Source organism: Vibrio lentus, from assembly GCF_030409755.1.
In the GTDB taxonomy this organism is placed as follows: domain Bacteria; phylum Pseudomonadota; class Gammaproteobacteria; order Enterobacterales; family Vibrionaceae; genus Vibrio; species Vibrio lentus.
Window position 1 is genome coordinate 1,902,075 of the sequence record NZ_JAUFQE010000001.1, and the last position, 25,592, is coordinate 1,927,666.

General features: G+C 42.8%; 22 protein-coding genes. 15 read left to right on the plus strand and 7 right to left on the minus strand.

Translation table 11 applies throughout. The features are described from left to right. Nucleotides 1-334 precede the first annotated feature (334 nt). Nucleotides 335-1,705, minus strand: a complete 1,371-nt coding sequence (locus tag QWZ07_RS08120) for an L-serine ammonia-lyase (protein WP_192854018.1) — start codon at nucleotides 1,703-1,705, stop codon at nucleotides 335-337. Nucleotides 1,706-2,059: 354 nt separating this feature from the next. On the opposite strand from QWZ07_RS08120, the gene QWZ07_RS08125 reads away from it, so the two are divergent. Continuing rightward, nucleotides 2,060-2,926 carry a YdcF family protein gene (locus QWZ07_RS08125; RefSeq protein WP_192854017.1) on the plus strand — a complete coding sequence of 289 codons (867 nt, stop codon included), beginning with the start codon at nucleotides 2,060-2,062 and terminating at the stop codon, nucleotides 2,924-2,926. A gap of 4 nt (nucleotides 2,927-2,930) precedes the next feature. Here QWZ07_RS08125 and QWZ07_RS08130 read toward each other — a convergent pair whose 3' ends face one another. Both QWZ07_RS08130 and QWZ07_RS08135 read right to left on the minus strand, forming a co-directional pair. Beyond that, complete coding sequence (locus QWZ07_RS08130) at nucleotides 2,931-3,608, minus strand: hypothetical protein (RefSeq protein ID WP_099166571.1); 678 nt, start codon at nucleotides 3,606-3,608, stop codon at nucleotides 2,931-2,933. 212 nt (nucleotides 3,609-3,820) lie between these two features. Then, nucleotides 3,821-4,075, minus strand: coding sequence for a putative hemolysin (locus QWZ07_RS08135; RefSeq protein WP_017105223.1), 255 nt, complete (start codon nucleotides 4,073-4,075; stop codon nucleotides 3,821-3,823). 372 nt (nucleotides 4,076-4,447) lie between these two features. On the opposite strand from QWZ07_RS08135, the gene QWZ07_RS08140 reads away from it, so the two are divergent. The 7 genes from QWZ07_RS08140 (at nucleotide 4,448) to QWZ07_RS08170 (ending at nucleotide 13,013) form a co-directional block, all read left to right on the plus strand. After that, entirely contained in the window at nucleotides 4,448-4,966 is a 519-nt protein-coding gene (locus QWZ07_RS08140) for an NUDIX hydrolase (protein ID WP_017094984.1), read from the plus strand. 577 nt (nucleotides 4,967-5,543) lie between these two features. Continuing rightward, nucleotides 5,544-7,652 carry an LruC domain-containing protein gene (locus QWZ07_RS08145; RefSeq protein WP_192854016.1) on the plus strand — a complete coding sequence of 703 codons (2,109 nt, stop codon included), beginning with the start codon at nucleotides 5,544-5,546 and terminating at the stop codon, nucleotides 7,650-7,652. A gap of 13 nt (nucleotides 7,653-7,665) precedes the next feature. Next, complete coding sequence (locus QWZ07_RS08150; RefSeq protein WP_192854015.1) at nucleotides 7,666-8,208, plus strand: hypothetical protein; 543 nt, start codon at nucleotides 7,666-7,668, stop codon at nucleotides 8,206-8,208. Between the two features lie 211 nt (nucleotides 8,209-8,419). Next, a complete protein-coding gene (locus tag QWZ07_RS08155) occupies nucleotides 8,420-10,183 on the plus strand; it encodes an ABC transporter ATP-binding protein (protein WP_192854014.1) in 1,764 nt (587 codons plus the stop codon). Next, nucleotides 10,177-11,961: an ABC transporter ATP-binding protein gene (locus tag QWZ07_RS08160; protein ID WP_102282010.1), complete on the plus strand. Its 1,785-nt coding sequence runs from the start codon at nucleotides 10,177-10,179 to the stop codon at nucleotides 11,959-11,961. Before QWZ07_RS08155 ends, QWZ07_RS08160 begins: the two co-directional genes overlap by 7 nt. A 234-nt stretch (nucleotides 11,962-12,195) precedes the next feature. Then, on the plus strand, nucleotides 12,196-12,462 hold the full coding sequence (locus QWZ07_RS08165; protein WP_192854013.1) for a hypothetical protein: 267 nt from the start codon (nucleotides 12,196-12,198) through the stop codon (nucleotides 12,460-12,462). Between the two features lie 116 nt (nucleotides 12,463-12,578). After that, a complete protein-coding gene (locus tag QWZ07_RS08170) occupies nucleotides 12,579-13,013 on the plus strand; it encodes a hypothetical protein (protein WP_102326874.1) in 435 nt (144 codons plus the stop codon). An 80-nt stretch (nucleotides 13,014-13,093) separates the two neighbouring features. Here QWZ07_RS08170 and QWZ07_RS08175 read toward each other — a convergent pair whose 3' ends face one another. After that, nucleotides 13,094-13,609, minus strand: a complete 516-nt coding sequence (locus tag QWZ07_RS08175; protein ID WP_192854012.1) for a cytochrome b — start codon at nucleotides 13,607-13,609, stop codon at nucleotides 13,094-13,096. Between the two features lie 276 nt (nucleotides 13,610-13,885). Here QWZ07_RS08175 and QWZ07_RS08180 point away from each other — a divergent pair, with 276 nt between their 5' ends. Continuing rightward, a complete protein-coding gene (locus QWZ07_RS08180; RefSeq protein ID WP_017111814.1) occupies nucleotides 13,886-14,725 on the plus strand; it encodes a tetratricopeptide repeat protein in 840 nt (279 codons plus the stop codon). Between the two features lie 147 nt (nucleotides 14,726-14,872). Next, the gene (locus QWZ07_RS08185; protein WP_192854011.1) at nucleotides 14,873-16,129 is read left to right on the plus strand and encodes a peptidoglycan DD-metalloendopeptidase family protein; all 1,257 of its coding nucleotides are present in this window, start codon (nucleotides 14,873-14,875) and stop codon (nucleotides 16,127-16,129) included. Nucleotides 16,130-16,229: 100 nt separating this feature from the next. Here the strand turns inward: QWZ07_RS08185 and QWZ07_RS08190 are convergent, their stop codons facing one another. Both QWZ07_RS08190 and QWZ07_RS08195 read right to left on the minus strand, forming a co-directional pair. After that, nucleotides 16,230-16,550, minus strand: coding sequence for a heavy metal-binding domain-containing protein (locus QWZ07_RS08190; protein WP_004730185.1), 321 nt, complete (start codon nucleotides 16,548-16,550; stop codon nucleotides 16,230-16,232). Between the two features lie 87 nt (nucleotides 16,551-16,637). Beyond that, on the minus strand, nucleotides 16,638-17,552 hold the full coding sequence (locus QWZ07_RS08195; protein ID WP_192854010.1) for a LysR substrate-binding domain-containing protein: 915 nt from the start codon (nucleotides 17,550-17,552) through the stop codon (nucleotides 16,638-16,640). 91 nt (nucleotides 17,553-17,643) lie between these two features. On the opposite strand from QWZ07_RS08195, the gene QWZ07_RS08200 reads away from it, so the two are divergent. Continuing rightward, complete coding sequence (locus tag QWZ07_RS08200) at nucleotides 17,644-18,672, plus strand: DMT family transporter (protein WP_192854009.1); 1,029 nt, start codon at nucleotides 17,644-17,646, stop codon at nucleotides 18,670-18,672. A 37-nt stretch (nucleotides 18,673-18,709) separates the two neighbouring features. On the opposite strand, the gene QWZ07_RS08205 is transcribed toward QWZ07_RS08200, so the two are convergent. Beyond that, nucleotides 18,710-21,724, minus strand: a complete 3,015-nt coding sequence (locus tag QWZ07_RS08205) for an HD domain-containing phosphohydrolase (protein ID WP_192854008.1) — start codon at nucleotides 21,722-21,724, stop codon at nucleotides 18,710-18,712. Nucleotides 21,725-22,079: 355 nt separating this feature from the next. On the opposite strand from QWZ07_RS08205, the gene QWZ07_RS08210 reads away from it, so the two are divergent. From QWZ07_RS08210 to QWZ07_RS08225, 4 genes are all read left to right on the plus strand, one after another. Beyond that, nucleotides 22,080-23,402, plus strand: a complete 1,323-nt coding sequence (locus QWZ07_RS08210; protein WP_192854007.1) for a GGDEF domain-containing protein — start codon at nucleotides 22,080-22,082, stop codon at nucleotides 23,400-23,402. 156 nt (nucleotides 23,403-23,558) lie between these two features. Then, nucleotides 23,559-24,305 carry a phosphatase gene (locus QWZ07_RS08215; protein WP_192854006.1) on the plus strand — a complete coding sequence of 249 codons (747 nt, stop codon included), beginning with the start codon at nucleotides 23,559-23,561 and terminating at the stop codon, nucleotides 24,303-24,305. Between the two features lie 166 nt (nucleotides 24,306-24,471). Then, nucleotides 24,472-24,867, plus strand: coding sequence for a cytochrome b562 (locus QWZ07_RS08220; RefSeq protein ID WP_004730193.1), 396 nt, complete (start codon nucleotides 24,472-24,474; stop codon nucleotides 24,865-24,867). A 326-nt stretch (nucleotides 24,868-25,193) separates the two neighbouring features. Next, nucleotides 25,194-25,544 (plus strand): hypothetical protein, encoded by a 351-nt coding sequence (locus tag QWZ07_RS08225; RefSeq protein ID WP_017082430.1) that lies wholly within the window; start codon nucleotides 25,194-25,196, stop codon nucleotides 25,542-25,544. Nucleotides 25,545-25,592: the final 48 nt, after the last annotated feature.

Sequence of the window (25,592 nt, forward strand, 5' to 3'; positions counted from 1 at the left end):
ATGTGTCCCAAACAGAACTTTACTCGATATACCTTTTCTTATGAGTACATTGATATTTCTCATGAATGAAATCTGCAATATTAGATTTTGCTAGCGGATGCATGACTGTGTGAAATTCAACCATTTTTATTTGTGGCTAAGTAATGAACAAATAAAGGAAAAGTTATCGACGCTCATCTTGTAAAGTTTTTCAAGTGAATACCATTTTCAATTGGCCGTTGGGTTTTAGCCATTAAAAAAGCCAGCTTGGCAGCTGGCTTTGTTTTGATATTGAAAACTAAGTTTACAAGAATGCCATCTCTATAGGGGCTTTCTTAACTCGTGTTCTTGTCTGTTACTCACAAGGTGGCGCCATGTGGATCACGGCCAAGCCACCTAAAGATGTTTCACGGTACTTCTTGTTCATGTCTTTACCCGTTTGGTACATGGTTTCGATAACCTTGTCTAACGAGATAAGGCACTTGCTTGTGCGTTTCAGCGCCATACGTGATGCATTGATTGCTTTCATCGCGCCCATAGCATTACGTTCAATACACGGTACTTGAACAAGCCCGCCGATTGGATCACATGTCATGCCAAGTGAGTGCTCCATTGCGATCTCAGCTGCAATACAGATTTGCTCGTTGCTGCCACCGCGTAGGGCGGTTAGGCCAGCCGCTGCCATTGAAGAAGATACGCCAACTTCGCCCTGACAACCCACTTCAGCACCAGAAATCGAAGCGTTGGTTTTGTACAAGATGCCAATAGCGCCAGATACTGCTAAAAAGTCTTTTAACTGCTTGGTGTCTAGCTCTTTGATGAAGCGATGGTAGTACATCAATACCGCAGGAATAACGCCAGCAGCACCGTTAGTTGGTGATGTCACAACCTGACCACCCGCTGCGTTTTCTTCACTCACGGCGAAGGCAAACAGGTTAATCCAATCCATGATCTCCATTGGATCATTTTCAATCGAAGCATTCGCTTCCAGCTTTTTCAAAAGAGCTGGCGCTCGACGGGTGACTTCTAGTCCGCCATCAAGAATACCTTCAGTATCAAAACCACGCTGCATACACAGAGACATTACCTTCCAAATTTGGTCAGCTTTTTGGTCAATCACATCCATGTCTTGGAAAGACACTTCATTACGCAGGATTAAGCCACCAAGGCTAAGCCCTTGTTGTTCAGACAATTCAAGCAATTGGTCGGCAGAAGTAAAAGGGAATTCAACTTGTGTTTCTGCTTCCTGCTTGCCATTTTGCAGTTCATCAGCGGTTGCAATGAAACCACCACCGATAGAGTAGTATGTTTCCATGTCCAACCGTTCATCATTCGCGTTAAAGGCTGAGATAGTCATGCCATTTTCGTGAAGTGGTAGGTTGGTTTTATGAAACAGTAAGTCGCTGTCTACGTCGAAGTGAATTTCATGGTTGCCGCTCACCAATAGCGACTTGTCTTCAATCGCTTTACGCATTGCTAAATTCGCACTGGTGATTTTGATGGTGTCAGGGCGGTTACCAAGAAGACCTAATAGGGTTGCACGATCGGTGTGGTGGCCAATACCTGTTAGTGACAATGAGCCGTATAGGTCTATTTGAATGCGGGTAACTTGATCAAGTACCGATTCAATTCTTTGGGTAAAATTAAACCCAGCGATCATTGGTCCATTTGTATGGGAGCTGGAAGGCCCAACCCCGATTTTGTAAATGTCAAAAATAGACAGCATAGTAACTTCCTGTGAAGACGGTTCGATGAACGAACTCTGTATAAAATTTATATTTTGTGCGTTTCACTTTTTAGTGAAAACAGACCTTGGTTGAAACAGTTTTTTGATTGAGCTTGCTCTTTGTTTGAAACGTCTCTTTTATTGAAACTTGTGTTAGCAAACGTAGAGCAAAGAATGCATGAGCGTGTTATTTTTGCTTAAAAGCAGCACGTCTATTCTTGCATTACCTATGTGTCGCTATGAATAGTGAGCATTATTGCGAGCAACATATAAGAATTTCAAAATACTTTTGTTAACAACTATTGTATACATAATTCACTTCATCTAATCACTAAAACGAGACTTGAACATAAAATGAGCATTAATCACCTCCTTATTGTGCTGGGTAAGCGACTTAATGAGAATAAATTGACTGATGAGGGAATCAGTCGTGTTGATGCTTTAGTTGAGTATTTAATGGTGGACGCGAATCAGCAAACTGCGGTCGCATTTTGTGGTGGGGTTACGCAAGGGCAAAACACCTCCGAAGCTGATGCAATGCACCAATATTTTCGTAAGCTTGAAAGTCAGCGCGAAGCTCCGTTTATGTTAGGTGCTATCTTACTTGAGCAGCTTTCGACAAACACGGTCGAGAACATCCAGAATTTGGCTTCAGAAATGATTGCAAGCGGGCTGTTTACTCGTGGGCAGAGCGTCAAAGTAACTTTCGTTTCGAATGACTACCATTTACAACGTATTTTCGAGATTCAATCGCTGATGGATGAGCAAGGTCTGCTTAAAGTGCTTGTTGACAGGTGTTCCGCGCTTGGTGTGGATTTGCAAATAGATCATCAGTTAGAGGATCATGTCGCGGTGCCATATCCTCATCAAGGCCCTCAAGGGCAATTGTTTTTGCTCATGGATGTACTGACCACTTATCGAGTTTATCTCGAAGGTGTCGTGGCAGGGTCTTTTGAGCGAGATCTAGAATCCGTAAGGAAAGAACCAGAAAGGTTATCGATTGAAGCGTTAGTGAAAGCGAGAGGTTGGATAGAATCATCTCCCCGTTTTGATATTGTGGATACACTCATTCCGGTATTGGAGCGTTGTATTCTTCAAACTCCAGTTGGTTCAGATATAGAAAAAGCCAGGGAGTATCTAGCTTTACTAGACACAAACCTGACTTTCTTAAATCGATATTTAGACCCAGAGCAAGATAAGACTCAACGCTGGTGGCGATAAACGGTTATTTCTTTTTCGTGATGCCATGAACTGTCTTTAGACTAGCGAAAGCAATTAAACAATAAGCTAAAAGCTCTGTGCCTTCTTCAGCGATGTTTTTAACCACGCGAACATAATCATCGCCCATAACATTGTGCCAAAAGCTGCCCATGCCGAACAGGCGAGAGAACACCAACAATAGCATCACGCCAGTAACCAGAAGGTTCATGTGTGGAGAGGCAAGAATAAGCGCAAGCTGATCAATAGTGCGTTTACCATTCTTGATTGCGTAAAAAATGGCACTGCCTGCAATCAATAGAGCAGGGACAACCCATGCTCCGTGCTCTATTTTGTCGAACCAAAAATCCATTTCACGAATAAACATCACCGCGAAGAATGCGCTGATGAGCAGAGCCGCATGTTTAACTTCACGCTTCTCTCTTGCTAGGTAAGCAAAAGATCCAGACGTTACGATAAGCAGAATCTGTTGAAGCATCTCGGTTACTGAGATCTCACCAACATTGCCATTTAGCAATACAAAATCAATTCGAAGTGCAAGGTTTGCGACGATGCTGATCGCCAATACGACTAACGCTGTCTGGCATCGTTTATAGATCACTTGAGAAGTTGATTGCGACAGCGTGAACTCTGGGAGCTCAAGTGACATATGAGTTTGTTCTTTGGTTTTAGATTGGCTTTTCATATCAATACGGCTTGTAATATTTTGTAACAGGCTGGCATTCTATCGTTTCGAGTGTCTCCACAATGTCATGGAAATGTCAGAAATAAAACACTGTTCAATTGTTGTGTGTATACGGTAAACCGCTGCCTTGAGGCAGGCAGTTTACGTAACGTACTAGAATTTTTGGGGCGGGGTCTTACAGCGGTGAGGTTAGAAACTCGCAGTCGAAGTGATTACTTTTCAGCTTCTTGCTCGTGGTTATTGCGGTAGTACTCCCACTGTTCAATGCGCTCACCGTCATCGAATACACAGTAAGTGGTACGTTGATTGTTTTCAGTCACCGTATCTAATTCGCCATCTTGTTGAACACAATAAACCGCAGCTGGGTTAGCGACTGAAACACGTTGGCCTTCGCTATATTCTGCATAGTCGTTTGCACAACCGCCTAATACAACGGCAAATACAGCCATCAAACCAATTTTCTTCATGTTTATCTCCTACGTGATAACTCTATAATCGAATGCGTTAAGTTCTACAGAACCAAATGAGAAGCTCTATGAAATTAGTATATTTTAGATTTAAGAAAAGGTTGTCCTAATTTGGTCAAGATATTGAAATAGGTTGATATTTCTTCATGTTTAGCTGCTTTTTGGGTGTTAGATCAAGCTAAGAGAGGCCATGGTATTACGAGATTAGTACACGGACAGCTGAGGATTTTGAAGCGGAACTGACTCTTTCAAGGCAATGCATAAACTGGGTTAAAGAGCGTGGTGTTTGATGTTGTGTCACTTGTTCTTAGCCTCGAATCTATTCTCTATTATGATATGATGCCGCCCAAATTCAGTTGAGCAGTCAGAATCATGAGACATCTAAAAACCACAATTCACCCTGATATCGATCACCTAGACAATAAAACCGTATACAAGCGTAACGCTGCCCGTGCAATTGTCTTAGATGGTGAAAACATTCTGATGCTGTACACCGAGCGCTATCACGATTACACCATTCCTGGTGGTGGTTTGGATGAAGGTGAAGATGTGATTGCTGGTATGGTTCGTGAACTCGAAGAAGAAACCGGTGCAAAGAACATTCATAGCATCAAGCCGTTCGGCATTTTTGAAGAGTTTCGTCCTTGGTATAAAGACGACGCAGATATGATGCACATGATCTCTTACTGCTACTCATGCAAGATCGATCGTGAGCTTGGTGAAACGGCTTACGAAGATTATGAAGTGAAAAATGGGATGAAACCGGTTTGGATGAATATCCATGAAGCGATTGCCCATAATGAAAAGACCATGGCCGAGAGCCCGAAAAAGGGCATGAGTATTGAGCGTGAAACCTTCTTACTGCATTTGATTGCCAAAGAGATGCTTTAGACGCAGAGACTTTCGATTTTTTAAGCATCTCTACCTCAAACTTATCTAGTTAATCTAGTTAATCTAGTTAATCTAGTTAATCTAGTTGATATCTAACCGCCTAAAAGCTGTGTGCTTTTAGGCGTTTTTTATGTGCTTAATTTATTCCTAGGTGCCCATCAGCTCTCTATACATCTAATTGAATGTTGCTGTTTCGAACCCAGTTTAGTTCGTGTTTCGTGTGATTTATGTTGGCATAAAGAATAGATCAAACCATTGGCTTTTAAATTGACTAAACATTTGAGCAAATTGATTCCTATTTTGAACATATGACTCATCAGCCTCAGTTTAAAAAGTTAGAAACACAAATTAACCTTTATTTTCATATCCTTATCATTACCTTTCACTTACTCGAAAACTTGGCTTCCCTTTTGCTTTATTGAATATGCAGCTTGTTTACTCGGCATCAACACTAATAGACCAGCACTTGATTCGTTCCACCATTTACTTGTTTGAATCACGTTTATTTAATCTGCCGTTTTGAGTTCAAGTACTTTTCAAGGAATTCGCCTTAGCGAAGATAAAGTAGAGGTTTATTATGAAATACAGACAGGTTATTTCCCTTATCACAGCGGCAGTCAGTGCCCCTCTCTATGCAACGTCCGTTGATCTAGATTTTTCTAACCATATTGAATCAACAAATTTGAGCACTTGGGCGGGCCCTTCTTACGATGGAACGGTCATTCATTTTTTGAATGTGGGCACACACAATGGAAAAACGATAGATGCGAAAGTGAGCAGTGAAGTTTTTGGTGATGCTACGTTTTTATTCCACACTCCCGATTATAAAGAAGGCCCGGATCAGCCAGACGGAGACATTGGTTTCCTTTATCAAACGAATTCTGCTGGCGCAGCGGGTCTTATCTATACGTTCGAATTTTATGATGGAACCGACGGGTTATCTGGCACGTTTTCAGAACCTTATACCGTTCCAGAGTTCGATATGATTGGTTATGACATTGATGGCGAACCCGTTCAATCAGAGCAAGTTCGTGTGTTTAAAAGTGAAGGTTTTTACAGCTATCAAACAGGTTCTGCAGGCGCGAGTTTAACCGCTGAGGAAAGCGAAGATGGAGATTCGGTTTTGTTCAGTGGGCCAGGTACCAATTACTCTGAAACCGATACTTCAGGGGCGGTCAAATTTACGTTCAAAAATACCTCGATTGTCACCCTACAATTTGAAACGGTGACGACAAGCGGTAGTAGTTTCCCAAATCCCATCTTTTCCGCGTTCGATGGTAACTGGGATCTCTCCGGATTCACCACTCCAATTGAAAGCTCCGATGAATCTGATTTCGGAGACGCTCCTGATAGTTACGGCACATTGCAGGCAAGTAATGGTGCTGAGCACGCGGTCTCTTCAACACTATATCTAGGCGCGAGTATTGATGCAGATACCGATGGACAACCCGGTGCGTCATCAAATGGCGATGATTTGGATATTGGCGGGAATGATGACGACGGCATTACTTTGTTATCTAACCTAGAGATAGGACTGGATAGCCTAATCAACGTAAATGTAGTGGGGAGTGGTTATCTTCAAGCGTGGGCTGATTGGGACATGGATGGGGCATTCGCTGACGACGAGCAAATACTGACAAATCATGCAGTAGTGGATGGTAGTCAAGTTGTTCCGATTCGTGTTGGTGATGATGCAGCTGTTGGTGTCGTTCAAACTCGCTTCCGCTTAGCAAGTAGCCCGAACATTCCAAGTGATGGTTATGTAGGCGATGGCGAAGTAGAGGATTATGTTTTTAATGTAACTGACCCAGGAACCACTATCCAACATTCAAATTACTACACAGCGGCGTTCGAAGATAATTGGCCAGAAGTGGGTGACTTTGATCTAAATGATGTTGTGGTCTATTACCGCACGACCATTCTAAGTAAAGACGATGTGGTTCTTCGAATGGACATTACAGGAACGATAATGGCTTATGGTGCCTCTTACGGCAACGGTTTAGGCTGGAAACTTAATGGCTTTGACGAATCAGATATTGATCTTCAAACCGCTCGAGTACAAAGAAACGGTGTAACTCGCGCTGATATCTCGCCGTTTACTGGGGAAGACAAAGAAGTCGCATCGCCAGGAGGAGACCTAGTCGTCGTTGCTTCTTTAAATCTAAAAAATGATCTACCTATCAATGCCGAGTGTATGTTCCACCGCACCAACCCTTCTTGTAGCCCGTCGTTGGAGTCTGAACAAATGACGTTCAGCATTTCTCTACCATTTGCTTCTGGAAGTGAGCCAACAGTGAGTTCACTGGTGCCGTTAAGTGGCTTTGACCCGTTCATCTTTGGGCCGGGTGAAGGTCAGTATCATGGTGATAGCTTCACTAGCTCTCCGGGTAAAGACTTAGAGATTCATACTGCCGATTTCCCACCGACAACTCGCGGTACGTTAGTTAGTGATTTCTACGGAATTGCGCAGGATGACTCTGACCCGTCGAGCAATAAATATTATCGAACTACGCAAAATATGCCTTGGGGAATATTAATTTCATCTCCTTGGAATCACCCGGCAGAGTACATTGATATCAGTGAGGCGTATCCTGATTTTGCCGAATGGGCGACCTCAGGGGGCTCAGCGAAGCCAACTTGGTACCAAAACCCGACTTCAGATAAAACTTGGTCAACAGAAGACTAATCAAGGAGGATTTATGAAAACAATCAAACTAATACTGAGTAGCGTGTCTCTTGTCTTCCTTTCAGCTTGTGGTGGCGGGGGAGGTGGTGGTAGCAGTAGCGCTTCAGCTCCAAGCTCTGTGACTCCACCAAGTAATGCACCAGCTGGAGGAAGCAGCTCTGTGACTCCACCAAGTAATGCACCAGCTGGAGGAAGCAGCTCGGTTACCTCTAGCGTTGCACCTGCACAACAGTCTTTGAGTTCGGTAGAGCTCTCTATCCCGGAAGGCTTCGATTTTTCGACTGAAAGGGAAGTTACCGTGAGCGTTGATGTGGCAAGTTCACAGAGCTCCCGAGGCTTTATGAGCATCTACACTGATTTTAATGGAGAGGTTGTCGATTACACCTCACAAGTGTTGAGAACGCCGATCAATGAGGATATTGATTTTTCAACGACACTGCTTCTTCCAAATCATGTTGATAAGGTTTGGGTAGAAGTATGGTATCCATCCGCAATGGGAAGTGAAGTGAAGCGTTTAGTGGACATCAACAACGGGCAGGTAGACGTCGTCCTTTAAATCTCATCATTTAACAAACCTAAAATATTTGCCGCCATTTTGGCGGCAAATTTTCTTTTTGTAGCCTTGAAAAACAACGGAACGATTAAATATAAATTTGGTTGATATTGTCAACTATGTCTTTTTGGTGTACCTTTAAACCTGAGAATGTACCAAGCTCCCAGACGAATCCATGGTACAGCCGCGAACCCGTCCTCAAAGAAAGAATTCCATGAATAAAAGACAGTTTATTGCCCACTATTTGCGTATGAATCGCACTTCTTATTTGTTGGCGATAGTTTTCATTTTTCTCGTAAATTGGCTTCAAGTTGAAATACCACGCTATATCCAATTGGCGATAGATCTGATTGATGATGCTTCCTCAAGTGGCCATCAGCAGCTTCAAACCTATGTTTGGATTGTGGTTGGCATGTCGGTCGCCATGGTTGTGGTGCGTATATTGTCTCGTATCTATGCGCTTAACCCTGGGCGGATTACAGAGGCGGCTCTTAAGACGACACTTCTCCAAAAGTTAAACCGTTTACCTAACAGCTTTCACCAGAGGTTTGCGTCAGGAAGACTGATCTCCATCATCAATAATGACCTCAGTGGCATTCGCTTGCTGTTTGGTGTGGGCTTTCTGCAGTTCTTTAATGCCCTGTTGGCACTGTCATTAACACCGCTCTACATGTGGCGCATATCGCCAGAGCTTACGATGTACTCGATTATTCCTATCTCAATCGCTTTTGTGATTTTCCGTGTTGGTTTTAAACGGATGAAGGCGCTGCATTTAGAACATATGAAGCGTTTACAGAATCTGTCTGCTCAGTTGATGAGTTACCTATCGGGGATTGATTTGATCAAGAGTCAGCAGATGTCACCTTGGGTGAAGGCCGAAACCGAAAAGCTCAATCAGCGACTGCTTGAATGTCGCCTTAAGATCACTCGTATTCAAGTCTTCTTCATGCCTGTTCTCGATTATGCCAACGACTTAATGAAAATCATCATTCTGGGACTTGGTGGCTTTATGCTAATGAGGCAAGAGCTTACTTTAGGCGAAATAACCGCTTTCCTGACTTATTCTGTTTTACTCGCTATGCCATTGATGCAGCTCGGCAGAATCGCGACCATTTATCAGCGTGGCATAGTGGGAATTCAAAGCGCACAAACTATTCTTAATGCGCAAGTTCCAGAATTGGATGACGCGAAGTTGTCTGAATTAGACGTTGAATCTTTCAAGGGAAAGGCATTTTCTGTGCGCAACCTGAGCTTCCAATACGAAGGTGAGGAGCGACTCATTCTTGATAACATCAGTTTTGATATTCCAGCAGGTAAGAAAATCGGTGTATTAGGAGGAATTGGCTCAGGTAAAACGACGTTGGTTAACTGCTTGAATCACCATCTAGATGTGCCTAAAGGAACGGTTTTTCTCGGGGAAACAGACGTAACAAGCTTTTCACGCAGTGATTTACGCCGTTATGTCAAAACGGTTACTCAGGATCCTTACTTGTTTTCAGCAACGGTTGAAGACAACATTCGTTTTGGCAGTTTGGATACTGAACTCGCAAAGAGTCAGGTTGATGAAGTTCTTGAGTTGAGCCAACTAGCGAATGACGTCACTCGTTTTGAAAACGGCGACCAAACCTTAGTCGGTGAAAAAGGGATCATGTTATCGGGTGGCCAGAAGCAACGCCTAAGTATTGCGCGTGCTTTATTAGAGCCTACAGATTTAATCATCATGGATAACGTTCTGTCAGCAGTCGATTATGAAACGGAAAGAAAGATCTTAGAAGGCCTGTTCAATCGATTGAAAAATCAATCTGTGCTGGTGGTTTCGCATCGTGTTAATGCCCTTGAATATATGGACGAAATCATTGTTCTGAATGAAGGGAAAGTGATCGCGAAAGGTGACCATGACACCTTATTAAAAACTTGTGCTTACTATTACGACACTTGGCAATTACAACAGAATGAAACGGAGGCAGCGGCATGTTAAAGGGTGTTGATGTTAAGTATCTAAAGCACTTTTTTAAGTTTGCTAAGAAATACAAACGCTCAGCAATTCTGGGTGTTGCGATGCTTCCGTTGTCGGTGATCACAAGCCTGCTGTTCCCTTGGTTGATTATTCAAGTGATCGACGTGCATTTGAGCAAGGGTGATATGGACGGGTTACTTGAGTATGTCTTCTATTTAGTTCTTGTCTTGATTGCCAGTTATGTGGTCGACACTACCTATTCGTATAATCTGCGAAAGACAGGCCAGTACACCATTACTGACATGCGCTCAGTACTGTTTGAGCGTGTGCTTAAACTGCCTCGTAGCTATTTCGATAACACACCGATTGGTGTGACTCTTTCGCGTCTGACCAGTGATCTAGAAACGATAGGCGAGACGTTTATTCAATCTGTCGTTGGATTGGTTAAAGACAGTATCAACACCATTGCTCTGCTTATTATGATGCTCTTCATTGATTGGCAGTTAACTATGATTGTGCTGATTATCATGCCTCCCGTGATGTACTTGACGGTCTATGTGCGTAATCGTCTCCGCGCGATGTATAAGGTTACTCGCTCAACACTGGCGCGTGGTATTGGCTTCCTACAAGAAGTGCTATTTGGCATGAAAACCGTTCAGATGTATCGCGCTGAGGAGCAAGTCGAGCAACGATACCAAGGCTACACGGATGAGTTTTTACGAGCTCAAAAGAAGATCAATAAGTACGATGCGATTTTGTTCTCGTTTATCTCGGGCATCACCTCAATCACTATCGCGATTATGATCTGGTACGGCTCAGAGCAAGTCATTGAAGGTGCGTTAACATTGGGTGTGCTGATCGCATTCATCAACACGCTCGAAAAGGTGTTTGTTCCCATTCGTGACTTTACTTCTCAGATTGCCTCTATTCAAAGCTCGTTTGCGGCTTTTGACCACATTGAAGAGCTTTTTGTCGAGCCGACAGAAGAGGAAGGGCGTAACTTATTGCCATCTCATCAAGTCAAAAACCAGCTCGAAAAGTTTGTCAGTCTTGAGTTCAAAAATGTGAGTTTCCGCTACAAAGACGATTCTCCATATGTTCTAAAGAATGTCTCTTTTGTACTGGGGAAAGGGCATCAAATCGCACTTGTCGGTTCAACGGGTTCAGGTAAGTCGACGATTCTGCGTCTGATCTCTAAAACTTATCAAGATTATGAAGGCAGCATTTTGTTGAATGGCATTGAGTTGTCACAAATTTCAAGCGAAGACTCTGCCCACTTGTTCTCAATGATGATGCAAGATGTGCACTTATTCGAAGAGACGATTCAGTTCAATATTGCTTTGGGTAAGGAACATCTTACTAGAGCTGAGGTTGAACAAGCAGCGCGCTATGTGTACGCGGATAAGTTTATTGAGCAATTGCCACAAAGCTATGATTTCCATTTAGAAAAGAATGGCTCAAATTTATCTGTGGGGCAAACGCAGCTCATTTCGTTTGCACGAGCGGTCGCACAAGGTGGGCAGCTGATGATGCTTGATGAGGCAACTAGCTCAGTAGACTCAATTACCGAAGACCTTATTCAAAAAGCGATGCAGCGCCTTTTTAAAGAAAAAACCGTGATTGCGATAGCGCACCGACTGAGTACCGTCCGTCACTCTGACACTATTTTGGTGCTGGAAAAGGGTGAAATCGTTGAACAAGGCAATCATCAACAATTGGTCGCACACAATGGTATTTATGCCGGTTTGTTGCAAGAATCGATTGTAGAAACGAGCGATTCTCAAGCTACGGTAGCCTAATTATCTCAAGTCAGACTTACCGTTTTCGATGAGATAAATTGCTGTTGATTATGCTTAATCAGTTTCTATTCTTTTCTGTTATCCCCAGTGGCTTAGGGAAAATAAACATATTTTACGATTATTAATATGTTATGATCTCCTTACTACTAAAGGGGTGTCTTAGGGCATCGGAATGTATGCGAGCAAGACGAACTTGCTTGTGTCAGTCATTTTCTGGCGAATATGGAATCGAAGATGTTGTTGGAAGAAGTTGTAGAAATTATTGAATTAACCGACTCAGACCATTTATCTCAAGCAATGGAACTGTTTAACGAGCATGGTTTTGTTGATGCTGAATCTTTGCCTTTTATGAATGTAGTGTTTGAAACCGCGCCGGATCAGCTTGCGAACAAGTTGTCGCAAATTGGTTTTAAAGGTTTAGTGCAAGTCGAGAAGAATGAAGACGAATCGGGCTTCACCATTATTGATGCTGAACGCGTTCTGCTAAAAGATTCTGCTTAGTTGCAAGACTCTGCTTAACGACAAGATTCTTCTTAATTACCAGAATAAGATTCAGCGTAATGATAAGACTCTATCCAGTTCAGTAACACCCGTTATGATTATTTGAGGTTAACACAGTGACAACAGCAACCGCTTCATCAACAGAGCAACATATTTCCAATGAACATGCGCTTTTAGGCGCATCGTTATTAGCGTCTCAAAAAGTTGAGTTGGCTCTGTTCAATGTTATCTCTAAGTTAGCTAAAGCCTTACCAAAGGAAGCGCAACATCAACTAGGCTTGGACTTGGATACCTTTTTAAGAGAGAAACCAAGTGAGCAAGCCTCGACTCTGAGCCACTACGAAAATACGTTTGGTGAGCAACTTCCTATGAAGGCTAATGAACTCAGCGATTTTATTTATCATCGAAACTTGGTCACTCGTGGCTTTTGGCGTGTGACTGGCGCTGATGTAAAAGGCGGCGAGAAACTAGAGAATCCAGAGCTCTATTTAAAAGAGTTCTTAGCCAAATGTGAATATTGGCAAGTGATGCTAGATACTCAAAAAAACTGAGCAATTAAATAGATTAAATAAAGCCATAGCTTACACGCTGTGGCTTTTTTGTTTGTGCTCAAAAGTTCGAATTATTAAACCTAGATCATCATCTTCAACACGTAATTCTTAGAGACGAAGTGATGTTTAAGCGCAGCACTAATATGCAATAAGATTAAACAAGCAAGGGCAATACAACTGGTACGATGTAAATAGAAAAAGAAGCTGTTGATTGCAGGGTCGGTTATTAGGTTGTCGACGGTTGTTAGCCAAAATAATGAATAGGGCTCTTTAAGCATTAAATAACCGGTGCTGAAAACCATGAACATAACGAGATACATGAGTGAGTGGGCGAGTTTGGCAATACATATTTGACCGGCAGCCACAGAGGAAGGCATGGGTGGTGTGCTTCTAAAATGACTCCATATATATCGAATCGCCAACAAAGGAGTAGCGACAGTAGCCAACGACATGTTGAGCACTGACAGGAAAGAAAATAGCTCGGGCCTACTGGTGACAAAGTGCATCACATAGCCTGCGACGGTTGCATAGATGATCACAGAAGCCATCACCCAGTGCAGCACACGGCTTAGTAAATCGTATCGTGGATTATTCAAATTAACCTCGTTCTGATCGTTATAACAATAATTTTCAAATAGATGCCCAAAACTAGTTATTAGTATATTTGCATCGCGAATTAATTATATCGAACAGTAATACTCCGTATTCTCCTTAATTATAAATTAATGATGTTGCTTCAGGTGTTTTATAATTATCAATGATGTTTTAGAGTGTTAATTCCAATACAGACAGGGCAAACTTGCCGACTTCCTAGCTTGTATGCCTATAACGAGATACAGTTAGTTTAAAGCTAAATATATAAGGAATGTATAATGCTTCGAATCTTATTGATTTCAGTTATCTCAATGTTCACAACCATGAGTTTTGCAAACGAAGAGGTTAAGTACTCAGATCAAGAGTATTTAGATAGACCATTGATGGAACGTTATATCTTGGATGAGTTGAAGCAATTGCGTATGGAGCAGCAAGATCTCGAAAGACGTTTAACGATCCAAATGACTGATCGTGAACTCTCTGTTGCGGATAAATCATTGAACTACGCCAACGTGACGGTAACTTATTTCTTCTACATTATTGCGGGCGTTGCTTCACTTATCGCATTGGTTGGGTGGCAATCACTGAAAGAACTCAAGCACACAACCAAAGAAATGGCTGACCAGCGATTAAATTCTATCGCTCAAGAGTACGAAAAGAAATTTAATGTACTTGAAAGGGATCTTAAAAGGAAAACTCGAATCATCTCTGAAAATAATCGAGAGATTGAGATCATCAATGAGATTCATAATTTATGGTTAAGAGCGCAAAACGCACAGACGGCTGAGCAAAAAATTGAGATTTACGATGAGATCTTAAAGGTTCGTCCGGGGGATTTAGAGGCGCTCACTTATAAAGCGGATGCGGCGATGGATATGCAAGAGTACCACTGGGCAATGAGCTTATGTAACCGTGTATTAGAAGTTGATGACCAAAATGCTCACGCTTTGTATCAACGTGCTTGTGCCTACGCAAGGTTAGGTGCAGAAGGTCAGGCGATAGACGACTTAGAGCGATCTATCGAAGCCAGTGGTTCAATGAGAGAACTTCTGGCAGAAGAGCCTGATTTCGAGATGTTGAGAGGTTTAGACCGCTTTGAAGCTCTATGTGAAGAGTAATTATTTAATGACATGGTGAGCTTCGCACGCTCACCATGCTTTTAATCGTTTTTACGGAACGGTTTCTTACATTTCGCTTATTTTATTGAATCAATTGTTATGTTATAACATCTTAAAAGTTCATTGTAATAACCGTTAAGTATTTTTATGAAGTTCCTCCGCACTGGCCTGATAGTGACTGCTATCAGCGCATTTTTACTTGCTTTATATCTTTCTCTTTCGCCTGAACCACCAGAAGACATCGCTATCAAAATTACACCTTATCAAGGTGCGGTTTCGGCTGATGAGAAGCCATCGAGTTCAGACGTTGAGTCAAGTTCTCTGGTAAGAGTTCATTATTTTGTCAAAGTTGGGGATACACTCAGCAATGTATTTACCTCTTGGAAACTCCCTTACGGAACGGCTCAAAAGATACTTGAGGCCGATCTAGAATCACTGAAACTGGACACGATCAAACCTGGCGATCATCTAGAGTTGTTGTTGGATAGTGAATCTAAACAGCTAGTCGAATTGATTTACCATGAGAGCTTGGTTGAACAGGCGGTCTACACAGAAAATGATGACGGTAGTTTTAGTTATCAGTTCATAGAGACTCCAGGGGAATGGAAAGAAAAACTGTACTCAGGTGCGGTGCAGGGTAGTTTTTCCACGTCAGCTTACAAGGCCGGTTTAACCAGTGCCCAGATAGCCAATATCACTCGAACGCTGAAAGATAAAATCAACTTCTCCAAAGAGCTCAGAGTTGGTGACAGCTTTAATGTGTTGGTTAAAGAGCAATACACGGAAGATCACTTAACGGGTAAGACTGAAGTACAAGGGATCTCTATCAAGCTACGAAATAGGGAAGTGGCGGCTTTTCTTGCTGCGGATGGACGTTTCTATGACCGAGAAGGGAATAGCCTTGAGCAAGCTTTTAATCGATTCCCAATAGACAAACAGTTCCGAAGAATCACTTCACCATTTAATCCGTACCGCAAACATCCGGTGACAGGGCGTATATCACCACATAATGGCACTGATTTCGCAACACCTGTGGGTTCACCCGTTTATTCAACCGGAGACGGTAGGGTTGTGGCGCTTCGTGACCACCCTTACGCAGGGAAGTATCTGGTGATAGAGCATAACAGCGTTTACAAAACACGTTATTTACACTTGAGCCGCTTTTTGGTGAAGAAAGGGCAACAGGTTAAGCGTGGTCAGGAAATTGCGTTGTCGGGTGCAACAGGCCGTTTGACAGGGCCTCACTTACATTTTGAAGTGTTGGTACGTGGAAGGGCGGTCGACGCGATGAAGGCAGACCTGCCTTTGGCAAGCTCTATATTACCGAAGGACAAGGGGGCGTTCCTTACTCGAATTGCCTCTTTTGATGACATCATCTCTGAGCAAGAAGGCAGAACGAGTTAAATTCACTTCAGCCACGGCTTATCCTTATTCCAACCTTCTGGTGATAAACAAACCGAAGGTTGGAATAAGCATTTATTGAATCAAATGATTTCAGATTCGATTAAGCGACGACAACCGCTGTGCCGCTGGCTGAAACCATCAACATGCCATTACCTGTTCCTAAGACTTCATAATCGATATCGACACCAACCACTGCGTTTGCACCCGCTTCAATCGCTTTCTGCTCCAGCTCTTTGAATGCGTAGTTACGTGCTTTCTCCAGCTCCTTTTCATAGGTACCAGAACGTCCACCGACGAAGTCTCGAATACCTGAAAACATATCCTTGAATACGTTAACCCCTAGAATGGCTTCTCCGGCAATAACCCCTTTGTAATCGACAATACGTTTGCCTTCGACAGATTGTGTGGTGGTAATAATCATAGTGGCCTCTGTAAGTTAGATGGTTGGTTACTAGATGAGTTGTTACTAGTTGATTAGTTACTTGATGATTGGTTACTTGATGATTAGCTACTCGCTGAGTTTTGTCTCTGAGCGTGTGAATTCATGCCTCAACCATGTTCTCAGTTTTAGCACACTTTCTTGTTTTAACTTGTTTTTTGGACAAACGAAATAGAAATCTTGATGGGGGTTAGCCACTGGCTCACTAATTTCGACCAACATGCCATGGCTGATGTCATCTTTCACAAACAAGCGGTGAGTGACTAATACACCAAGCGAACGAATGGCAGCTTGCACGGCTTGAATCGAGACATCGAACGTCAAGTTACTGTGGAACGTCGGCATGGGTATTTGGTAATGATCGCACCACACTTGCCAGTCATACTGTCTTCTTGGGTTGAAGACACCAATGGTTGGGTTTTGTTTCACCAGTTGTTCAACGCTCAATCCCATTTGGTTTTTCAATAGTGCTGGGCTGCACACCAATACCAGATCATCGTCACCGAGCTTTTCGCTGTAATATCTGTCCCACTCGCTCGGTTTGCCGTGCACGAGCGCGATGTCGACACCTTCTTGTTCTATGTCGAAAGAGCCCGTTAGCGTGGATATACGAATATCAAGAGAGGGAGCAAAGCTTTGGAATTCCGAAACTCGCGGGATCCACCAGTGCATGGCGAGTGAGTTCACCATGTTGAGGGTGATGCGGTGGTCGTTAGGCGTTTTGGCGAGTTCTTCTGTGGCTTCTATTACTTGTTCCAATGCTGGTGCGACTTTTCGATAATATCGCTTACCTGCGGCATTCAGCACAACACGGCGACCCACACGTTGGAACAGCGGCTTATTGACCAGTTGCTCCAATGATTTTATCGCTTGGCTTACCGCTGAATGACTGACGTACAACACGCGAGCGGCTTCGGTCATGCTGCCTGTTTCGGCTACAGCAATGAAAGCATAAACGGATTTAAGTGGAACGAGTTTCTTCATTGGTAAGTTTTCCTTACAGTTGTGGTTAATATTACTCGCTATTTTTCATCACGTCACGCCTCTAAAATAACTGTCATAGGAGGTGATAATTATGTCTGATATTACCAAGGCGACGGCTTTCATGTTGTTGTCGACGTTCAGTTTGTCTTTAAGTGGCTTAATGGCCAAGTATCTATCGGTATCAATGCCCGTTTCATTTTTGAGTTTCGTGCGATTTTTGTTACCCAGCCTGTTTTTATTCTTATTTTTGATGTTTTACAAAATCACGAAACCTTCACTCGATATGTGGAAACCTTTAGTGATGCGTGCGATTTTTATGGTGGCATGCCAGTGGTGTTTTCTTACGTCTTTGCAAACCCTAACGCTGGTTGAAGGTGTGGTGTTGTTCAGCACTGGCCCTCTGTTCATTCCTTTGTTAGAAAAATTAATGTTTGGAACCAAGATTCATACAACCACAGTGATTTGTTTAGTTGTCACCTTTGTCGGTGTAGTGATGATGGCTGGGGACTGGTCGCAGTTTGAATTTGGCTCAGAGTTCTTTAGGCCAGCGTTGTTGCTAGGGTTATTGGCGGGTGTATTTAATTCGGGTTCACAAGTGAGTTTGTATCGAGCGTCCAAGACTAGCCTGACACCCGCAGAGCTAAACGCGTGGACGTTCTTGGTCGCGGCAATCATTGTGATACCAATGGTTGTGTTTACTTCAGTATCTGCGACTCCAGATGTGCTTGAGAGTACTGCGGGCAATGGAACCTTTTCGGCTCTGTTATCTTTTGAAGGCTTACGCTGGATTGGGCTTGGCGCTTTTGGATTGGCTCTATTTACTATTAACACGCAAATCTTCCGCTCGAAAGCGTACAAGTTGGCAGACAGCGGATCTCAGTTGGCACCGCTAATTTTTACTAACATGCTGTTCAGTGCGTTATGGCAGAGCTTGTTCTTTGATGATGTGTTTTCAACTCAGCAGTTAATCGGCATCAATTTGATCGTCGTGGCGAGCATAACCAATACTCTACTAGCTAAAAGACACAGCAAAGCAAAAACCAAGCAAACACCGCGAACTGCTGTGGCTTTAGCGACTGCAGCAGATGCTGCGGTGTTGGACTCTGCTGTTAAAAGTTAAGCATTGAGCTTGTAGTCTAAAACGTAATACATAAAGCCTAGAACAGTGAACGAATGTATTCTTTTACTCGTTCGATATGCTTGTTTTGATCAATTTCGCATCGTTGGTTCGCTTCAAGGAATCGCTCAGCGTATTTGTCATAGATTTTGTTTTCTAAAAACAGTAAATACAGTTTTGGATCGATATGACCGCTGGTGGCCATGTCGGTCATGATATTGAGTGATTCGCTTAGGAGTTTACCTTTTTTATACGGGCGATCACTGGAGGTGAGCGCTTCGAACACATCGGCAATGGCCATCGCTCTAGACGGCAAAGGTAACTGGTCTTCGTTTAAGCCTCTCGGATAACCCTTACCATCGATACGTTCGTGGTGTCCGCTGGCAATGTCAGGAATGTTCTTGAGATAAGATGGGTAAGGGAGCTTGTTGAGCATGGTGAAGGTTTGAATGATATGGTCGTTTATCATGAAGCGTTCTTCGTCGTTTAAGGTACCGCGACGTACTTTCAAATTGTGCAATTCACCTTGGTTGTACTTCACTTCACCTGGTTTGAGTACAAACGCTTCTTGCCACACATCGGCTGGGTTAAAGCCATTATCCCAAGGTATTTTATGTTCGGGTTTATCAGCAAGTAGTGGCTCCATCACTGGCAGCGTTTGGTCTTTGATTGTTGGATCAGCTTCACTCTTCTCAGAGGTATCTTGCTGCGTGTTAAATCTTTCTTTTTCAGACCAAGATAAACCTAGCTGATCGTCGAGTGTTCGTTTCCACTGGCGTTTGGCTATTTGGTCTAAGCGTTCTAGTTGCTCATCTGTCATCGACTCTCCACCGAGGTTACACTCGGCTATGAAGGCAAACTCTTCATCCAATTCCGACAAACTTTGCTCGAGAACTTTCAGTTGTTCTTCTTGAAGCGCTCCGTTCGCTATGGCTTTCCAGTAATCGGTTTCAGCCTGTTGTTTTAACAGTTCGAAACGCATTCGCACTTCATGGATTCGGTCGTAAATGGTTTCAAGTTTTGTAGCTTTGTCTACGACATATTCTGGCGTCGTCACTTTGCCACAATCGTGTAACCAAGCAGCCAGCATGAGTTCTTCCCATTGTTTATTATCAAGCGAGAACTGTGGGTAGTAACGGTCGTCGTCTATGGTGGCTTGGGTTAACCATTTGGTCAGTTCAGGAACTCGTTGGCAATGCCCGCCCGTGTATGGCGACTTGGTATCAATCGCTGAAGCAATCAATTCGATAAAGGCATTGAGCATGTCTTTCTGTTGCTGCATTTGGTCAATGTTGTCTTTGGCGATTTCAGCAAAGCTCAGTAGCTCCCTCAAAAATGCATGTTTGTCTGCCTGCATCTTAGTGATTGGTCTTTCATAGCCAATTGCAACAATGCCCACCAACAACTTTTCACGGTTCAATAGTGGGAAAAGGTACAGGTCAGAATTGAATATCGAATCTTGGTAATAGTTAAGAACATTGTCTTGTCGGTTAAGGTGGATGGTCTCGCCTGATTTAAGCTGACACAACAACCAAGGGGTATGCTTGATGAAGTCATTGATGTCGGCCTTGAAAGGAAGAATGGCGAGGTTCGCTGCCGTATCAAACACATCCTTTTCTTCAGATTGAGTAAACAGCACGATGGTTTCAGCTTTGGTAATTAGGTAGCTTTGATGGGCAATGTTCTTGGCTAATATCGAAAACTCCTGATTACCCGCGGTGTCCCGAAGTAAATTAATCAGATCATGAAGCGTGTGCTCCATCAGCTCAATGGAATGGGCGAGGTTAGCGACTTCTTTTATCATGCTCTTAGGGTAATGGGTTCTTCTGAAATCGAATCGAGCGATGTTGTCAGTAAGCTGCATGAGTGTATTGAGAGGTTGGGATAAGCGGTTGGCGACTAACCACACGATACCAAAACAGATAAACAACATACCAATCGCGACGGCAACTTGCTTATCACGCATCGAGATAAGATCAGAAAGCAGATCATTGTGTGGCGTTGCTTCGGCCAGATAAAGGGTGACGTCTTGAGTCAGCTCAACGGGCGTTAATGTTAATGCCCAAGTATTTAGGTTGTACTCAATGTTCTTTAGGTTGAGGTTAAATTTCTCTTCATCAGAAATAAGAGGGGCTAGAACAGACGACTTTAAGGCCGCCATTTGATCACGTTTAGGGATGTTGAATAGTTGTTGGCTTTGCTCGCTACCGGATCCTTTATTGTCGCCTACGTTACTGTTGGTGCGGTTGTTTTCACCTATGGGGCTTAAGTTGGGTATTGCTAAGTCCAGCTGATGTTGACCGAGCAGGTTAAAATGTTGGTCAAACAAAGCCAAGCGACTCTGTGGCGAATAAGCGAGCTGGCTTATCTGAGAGGATAAAGAGTCTAAAGTGAAATCAGCGCCAACCACATGATTACCTTCATAAGTTCGCCTTGATAGGGTAATGCCGTTCTTTTTAAGAAAGTAAAACAGGTACGGCTCAGAGAGTTTGATTGTTCCATCGGGTTTAGCGTTACGGAACCAAGGTCGGGTTGTAGGATTAAACTCACTCTCCTGTTGCACAATGCTCAATACCTTATGTGCGCCATCAAGGTAAGAGATAAGGTTCTCGCCCTTGAGGTTGATCGTGCTGACCATCATCGTGGCCTTGGCTGGTGCGTTGTTTTCAAGTCTTTGCTTGTTGGTGCTCAGTGGGCGGAAAATCCTAAACTCTCCATCATCAGACCCGTAAAACAGCGCAACTAAATTGGTATTTTGTTTGAATATGATGTCTATCGAGGCAATCCAAGACTCCTGCTCAGTAGACGAAGTTTGATGAGAAACAAACGGGCTCACAGCCATCACATTCAAGGTTGTGATAACGGGTGCGATGGCTTGCTTAAATACCGATTCCAGCTTATCGCGATGTTCATTACTGATTTCGCTCACCGTCCCTAACAACAACTCTTGTGAATGGCGATAGCTTATTGAGATAAGTACGGCACCAACAAGTGTTGTCAAAATTAGGAAAAGGCTAGTGATGTGGATACTCAGCGGATATCGTCTTCGTCTCATCAAACACTCCAGCTTGTTAACTGGTATAAGTATTGACGAACTTGGGTAGGTTGCAAAAAATTGGTGCAATTAAGGCGGCGCTGCGACTAAGTCGTGCTTACGATAGCTAAGTGAAATGAGAATAAAGCGTTATATTTAAGTGCTAATGGTCACTTGTGGTTGGTGGGGTTGCTCCGAGATGCTGGACAGGCTCGATGTGGGCAATACATATCTAGCGTTACTAATATTCCTGATTAGAAAAACAAGCATTCTGAGTGTTTTATTAATTAAAGATTATTATGTTAATATTGTCAGTTATTTTGCACATCTATAAAACATCTAGGTGCTGTATGTGTTGAGCCTAGAAGGAACAGTAATGACGTTAGAAGCTTATATTCTCAATGTAGGAATATACTCAATTTTCCCATTGTATTTTGCTACGTTAAAAAACCGTGTGCGTACAGCTGCATTTTATAACTATCTTAGTATCGTACTTTTAGTGGGAGGGCTTGCTGGTGCCGTTTATTCCTTTCCTTTATCCGAAGCTTTAAGTATTTCAGGCGGAAATATTGCTTATGGTGCCTTCATGATGAGCACCATAATGCTCATTATTATTGAGCGAGATTTTAGCACTTTTAAACACATGTTTCGGTTAGTAGTGGTTGTGGATTTAATTGCCTTTGTTGGCTTTAACTTTATGGCTTGGTTGCTGGAATCGGAATATGTGTTGAACCCTTTTGCTATCCCTTTCAGTATCTTTGACGTGTCGTTGAAAGTTCTTGTTCTTGGAGGGGTTTTGATTCTCCTCGAAATATTGTTATTGATGTTTATTTTTACACAGGTGAGTAAGTTCCTTTCCAACCTACCAGCGTTGGCATTCATCTATACGCTAGCATTTGTTTTTATCCTTTGTTTGGATGGAGCACTGTTTCCTCTTTTAGCTTTTGGCCTAAGCCCGCAGATCGTTCCTATCATATTCGGAAATATAATGGGTAAGTTGTTGATTGCGGCCTGCTATAGCGTCCCAATGCTGATCTTCTACTTTTTGTTTAGGGGGGATTTTGCCAAGTTTGTTAGTTCGCCACTATCCATAAAGGATTTGACTAAAGCTCCTAGAAAAGAGTTGCTGGCAACATTGTATCAATATGAGTTGCGTGATGAGCAGTTGCAGAGAGAAAAACAAGATCTTACAAAGATTGCACTTTTTGATGAGCTAACCTCACTTCCCAATAGACGTAAATTTAATCAAACGTTTGAGTCTGAATGGGCTAGATGTGAACGCGAAGGGCAAGCTTTAACCTTAGTGATCGGTGATATTGATTTTTTCAAGCAATATAATGATGCATATGGCCACCATCAAGGAGATGTTTGCCTTAAACAAGTCGCAAAGTTATGGAAGCAAATATTTAATCGTCCGTCAGACCTTGCTGCTCGCATAGGAGGCGAGGAGTTTGCCATTATATTGCCAAGCACATCTACAGAGCAAAGCATCGCTCGCCTTAATTCATTCTTAACGGTTTTGCACAGTCAACCGATTCCCCATCGTTCCTCACCCATTGCTTCTCATGTAACGATGAGCCTAGGGGTAGCGGAATGCGTTCCGACGAAAAGCACATCGCCAAATGATCTGTTTATGCTTGCTGATAAGCGCCTTTACAAAGCAAAGAATAGCGGGAGAAATCAGGTTATTGTCGATTGATTTAATGTTAACAATACTGAATGATGAACAGTATATAATTTCAAATCACTCAGCATCACATTAAGCAGGTGTCTGTTGGGCATTTTTGAAGAAGCTGTATTAGACCAACCCAACTTGAAATTGATTGACTAGACCACACGGTTAAGGCCTTGATTTATGGAACTAAAAGTAGATACCCACACCCACACATACGCAAGTGGTCATGCTTACAGCACGTTGATCGAGAATGCAAAATCGGCAAAACAAAACGGTTTAGCTATGTTTTGTACGACCGACCATTCCGAGTCTATGCCGGGCGCGCCACACTATTGGTTTTTCAGTAACCAGCGTGTGCTCCCTCGTTTTATTGAAGATGTCGCTATTATTCGAGGTGTCGAGTCAAACATCATGAACACACAGGGTGAAATCGACATTCATCCGAGTGTGGATAAGAACTTGGATTGGGTGATCGCGAGTTTTCATGAGCCAGTATTTCGCCCATCGGATGTTGCTACCCATACAGAAGCACTCCTGAATGTGATTAAAGACGGCCGAATTGATGCACTTGGTCATTTAGGAAACCCAAATTTTGATTTCGATTTTGAAGCTGTGATTCAATGTGCGGCGGAACATAACGTTGCGATCGAAATTAATAACACCACGCTTAAAGGCAATAGCCGCGTTGGCAGTGTTGATCGTTGTTACGAGATCGCAAGAATTGCTAAAGCGAAAGGTGCGTTTATTACGACAGGTAGCGATGCGCATTTCTGCTTAGATGTGGGCGGGTTGGATCTCGTGTCTTCACTACTTGATGAGGTGGGCGTGGATTCGAGCAAGGTTATTACCCATTCACCACAGCAATTCTTAGCCTTTTTGGCATTGCGTGGTCGTCAATCGATTACCGAGTTTTCGGTATTTGAGTGATGGTTTGCCCGGTACTTGTCAGTAATTAGCTAGCCAGTTTGCATTTCGACACAATCAATTTTTGTACCCGACGGATTTTTGTATACACTAGCCGAAAATAATAAAGTCGAAGTGCCACAATAATGATGGCGCTATCTTCAAAGACATCGCTTCACCTGGAGAAACAATGAAAACTCGCTCAATCCTTTTATCTGGCTTAATCGCTGCTTCGCTATTGTCTGGCAACGCTTTTGCTAATGTTGATCTTAAGAAAAACATGCAAGAAATGAAGCTTGCATTCAAACAAGCGGCAGAAGCTCAAAACATTGAAGAGATGCAAAAGCCTATCGTACGTATCGACACGCTAGTTGCTGAGCTCAAAACGGGTGTTTACCCAATTGAGAAAGAAGAACACTTCATGGAAGGTTTCAAAAAGATCAGTGCATCGATTGATAGCATTGAGAAGAAGCTAGACCAAGGTGAATTTGAATCTGCACAGCAAGAGCTTCGTACTATCGATGGCCTTCGTGAAGAGTATCACGAGAAGCGTAATCCAAGCATTTGGAGCAAGATCTTCGGTTAATTTGCTAATCAATTGAGTTTGCTAGATACGTAACAAAGAGCAAAGCCTCAAGATTCGATTTCTAAAGCGCTGTCTTACATTACTCTCATTAGAGGAAGATGTAAGGCGGCGTTTTTTTATTGTCTTTTTTCTAAACAGTTTACTGCTATTTTCTAGAAATTTTACTGCTAATAGATCCGTAACATTCTTTTGGCTCTTTGGTTGTAACCAGTTTTTAACTAAAAAGAGTGTGCGTTAGCTTCAATTTTTTAACCTGATGTTAATCTTTACGTTTACCTATATAACAAGTGCCTCATAATAAGGGAAATTTATAAAGATTAGGAATAATGCGCCGAACTTCGTTCAATTTCTCTATGTTACTTGCTACAGCATTAAGCTGGGTACTAGTGACATTAATGCCTGTTATCAATGCTCATGGTAATAGTGCGGGAGTATGGGCGTCGTTATGTACGGTCAACGGCTTTGAGCTGGTTCAAATTGAGGAAGGCGAGCCCAATACTCACAAAGGAAAGCCGTGTCCCTTTAGCCATTTTTCCACGTTTCACCAAGACGAACTTCCAACTACACTACTGACAACTCGACTGAGTTCTATTGTCTCAGACAGCTACGCTTTTTTGGCTCTAAGCGAACGCTACACGAGACAAGCCCCGCGCGGCCCTCCCTTTGATATTGCTTAAACCTAACCCACTAAAATAATTAAAAATAAAGTATTAAGTAAAGTTAAA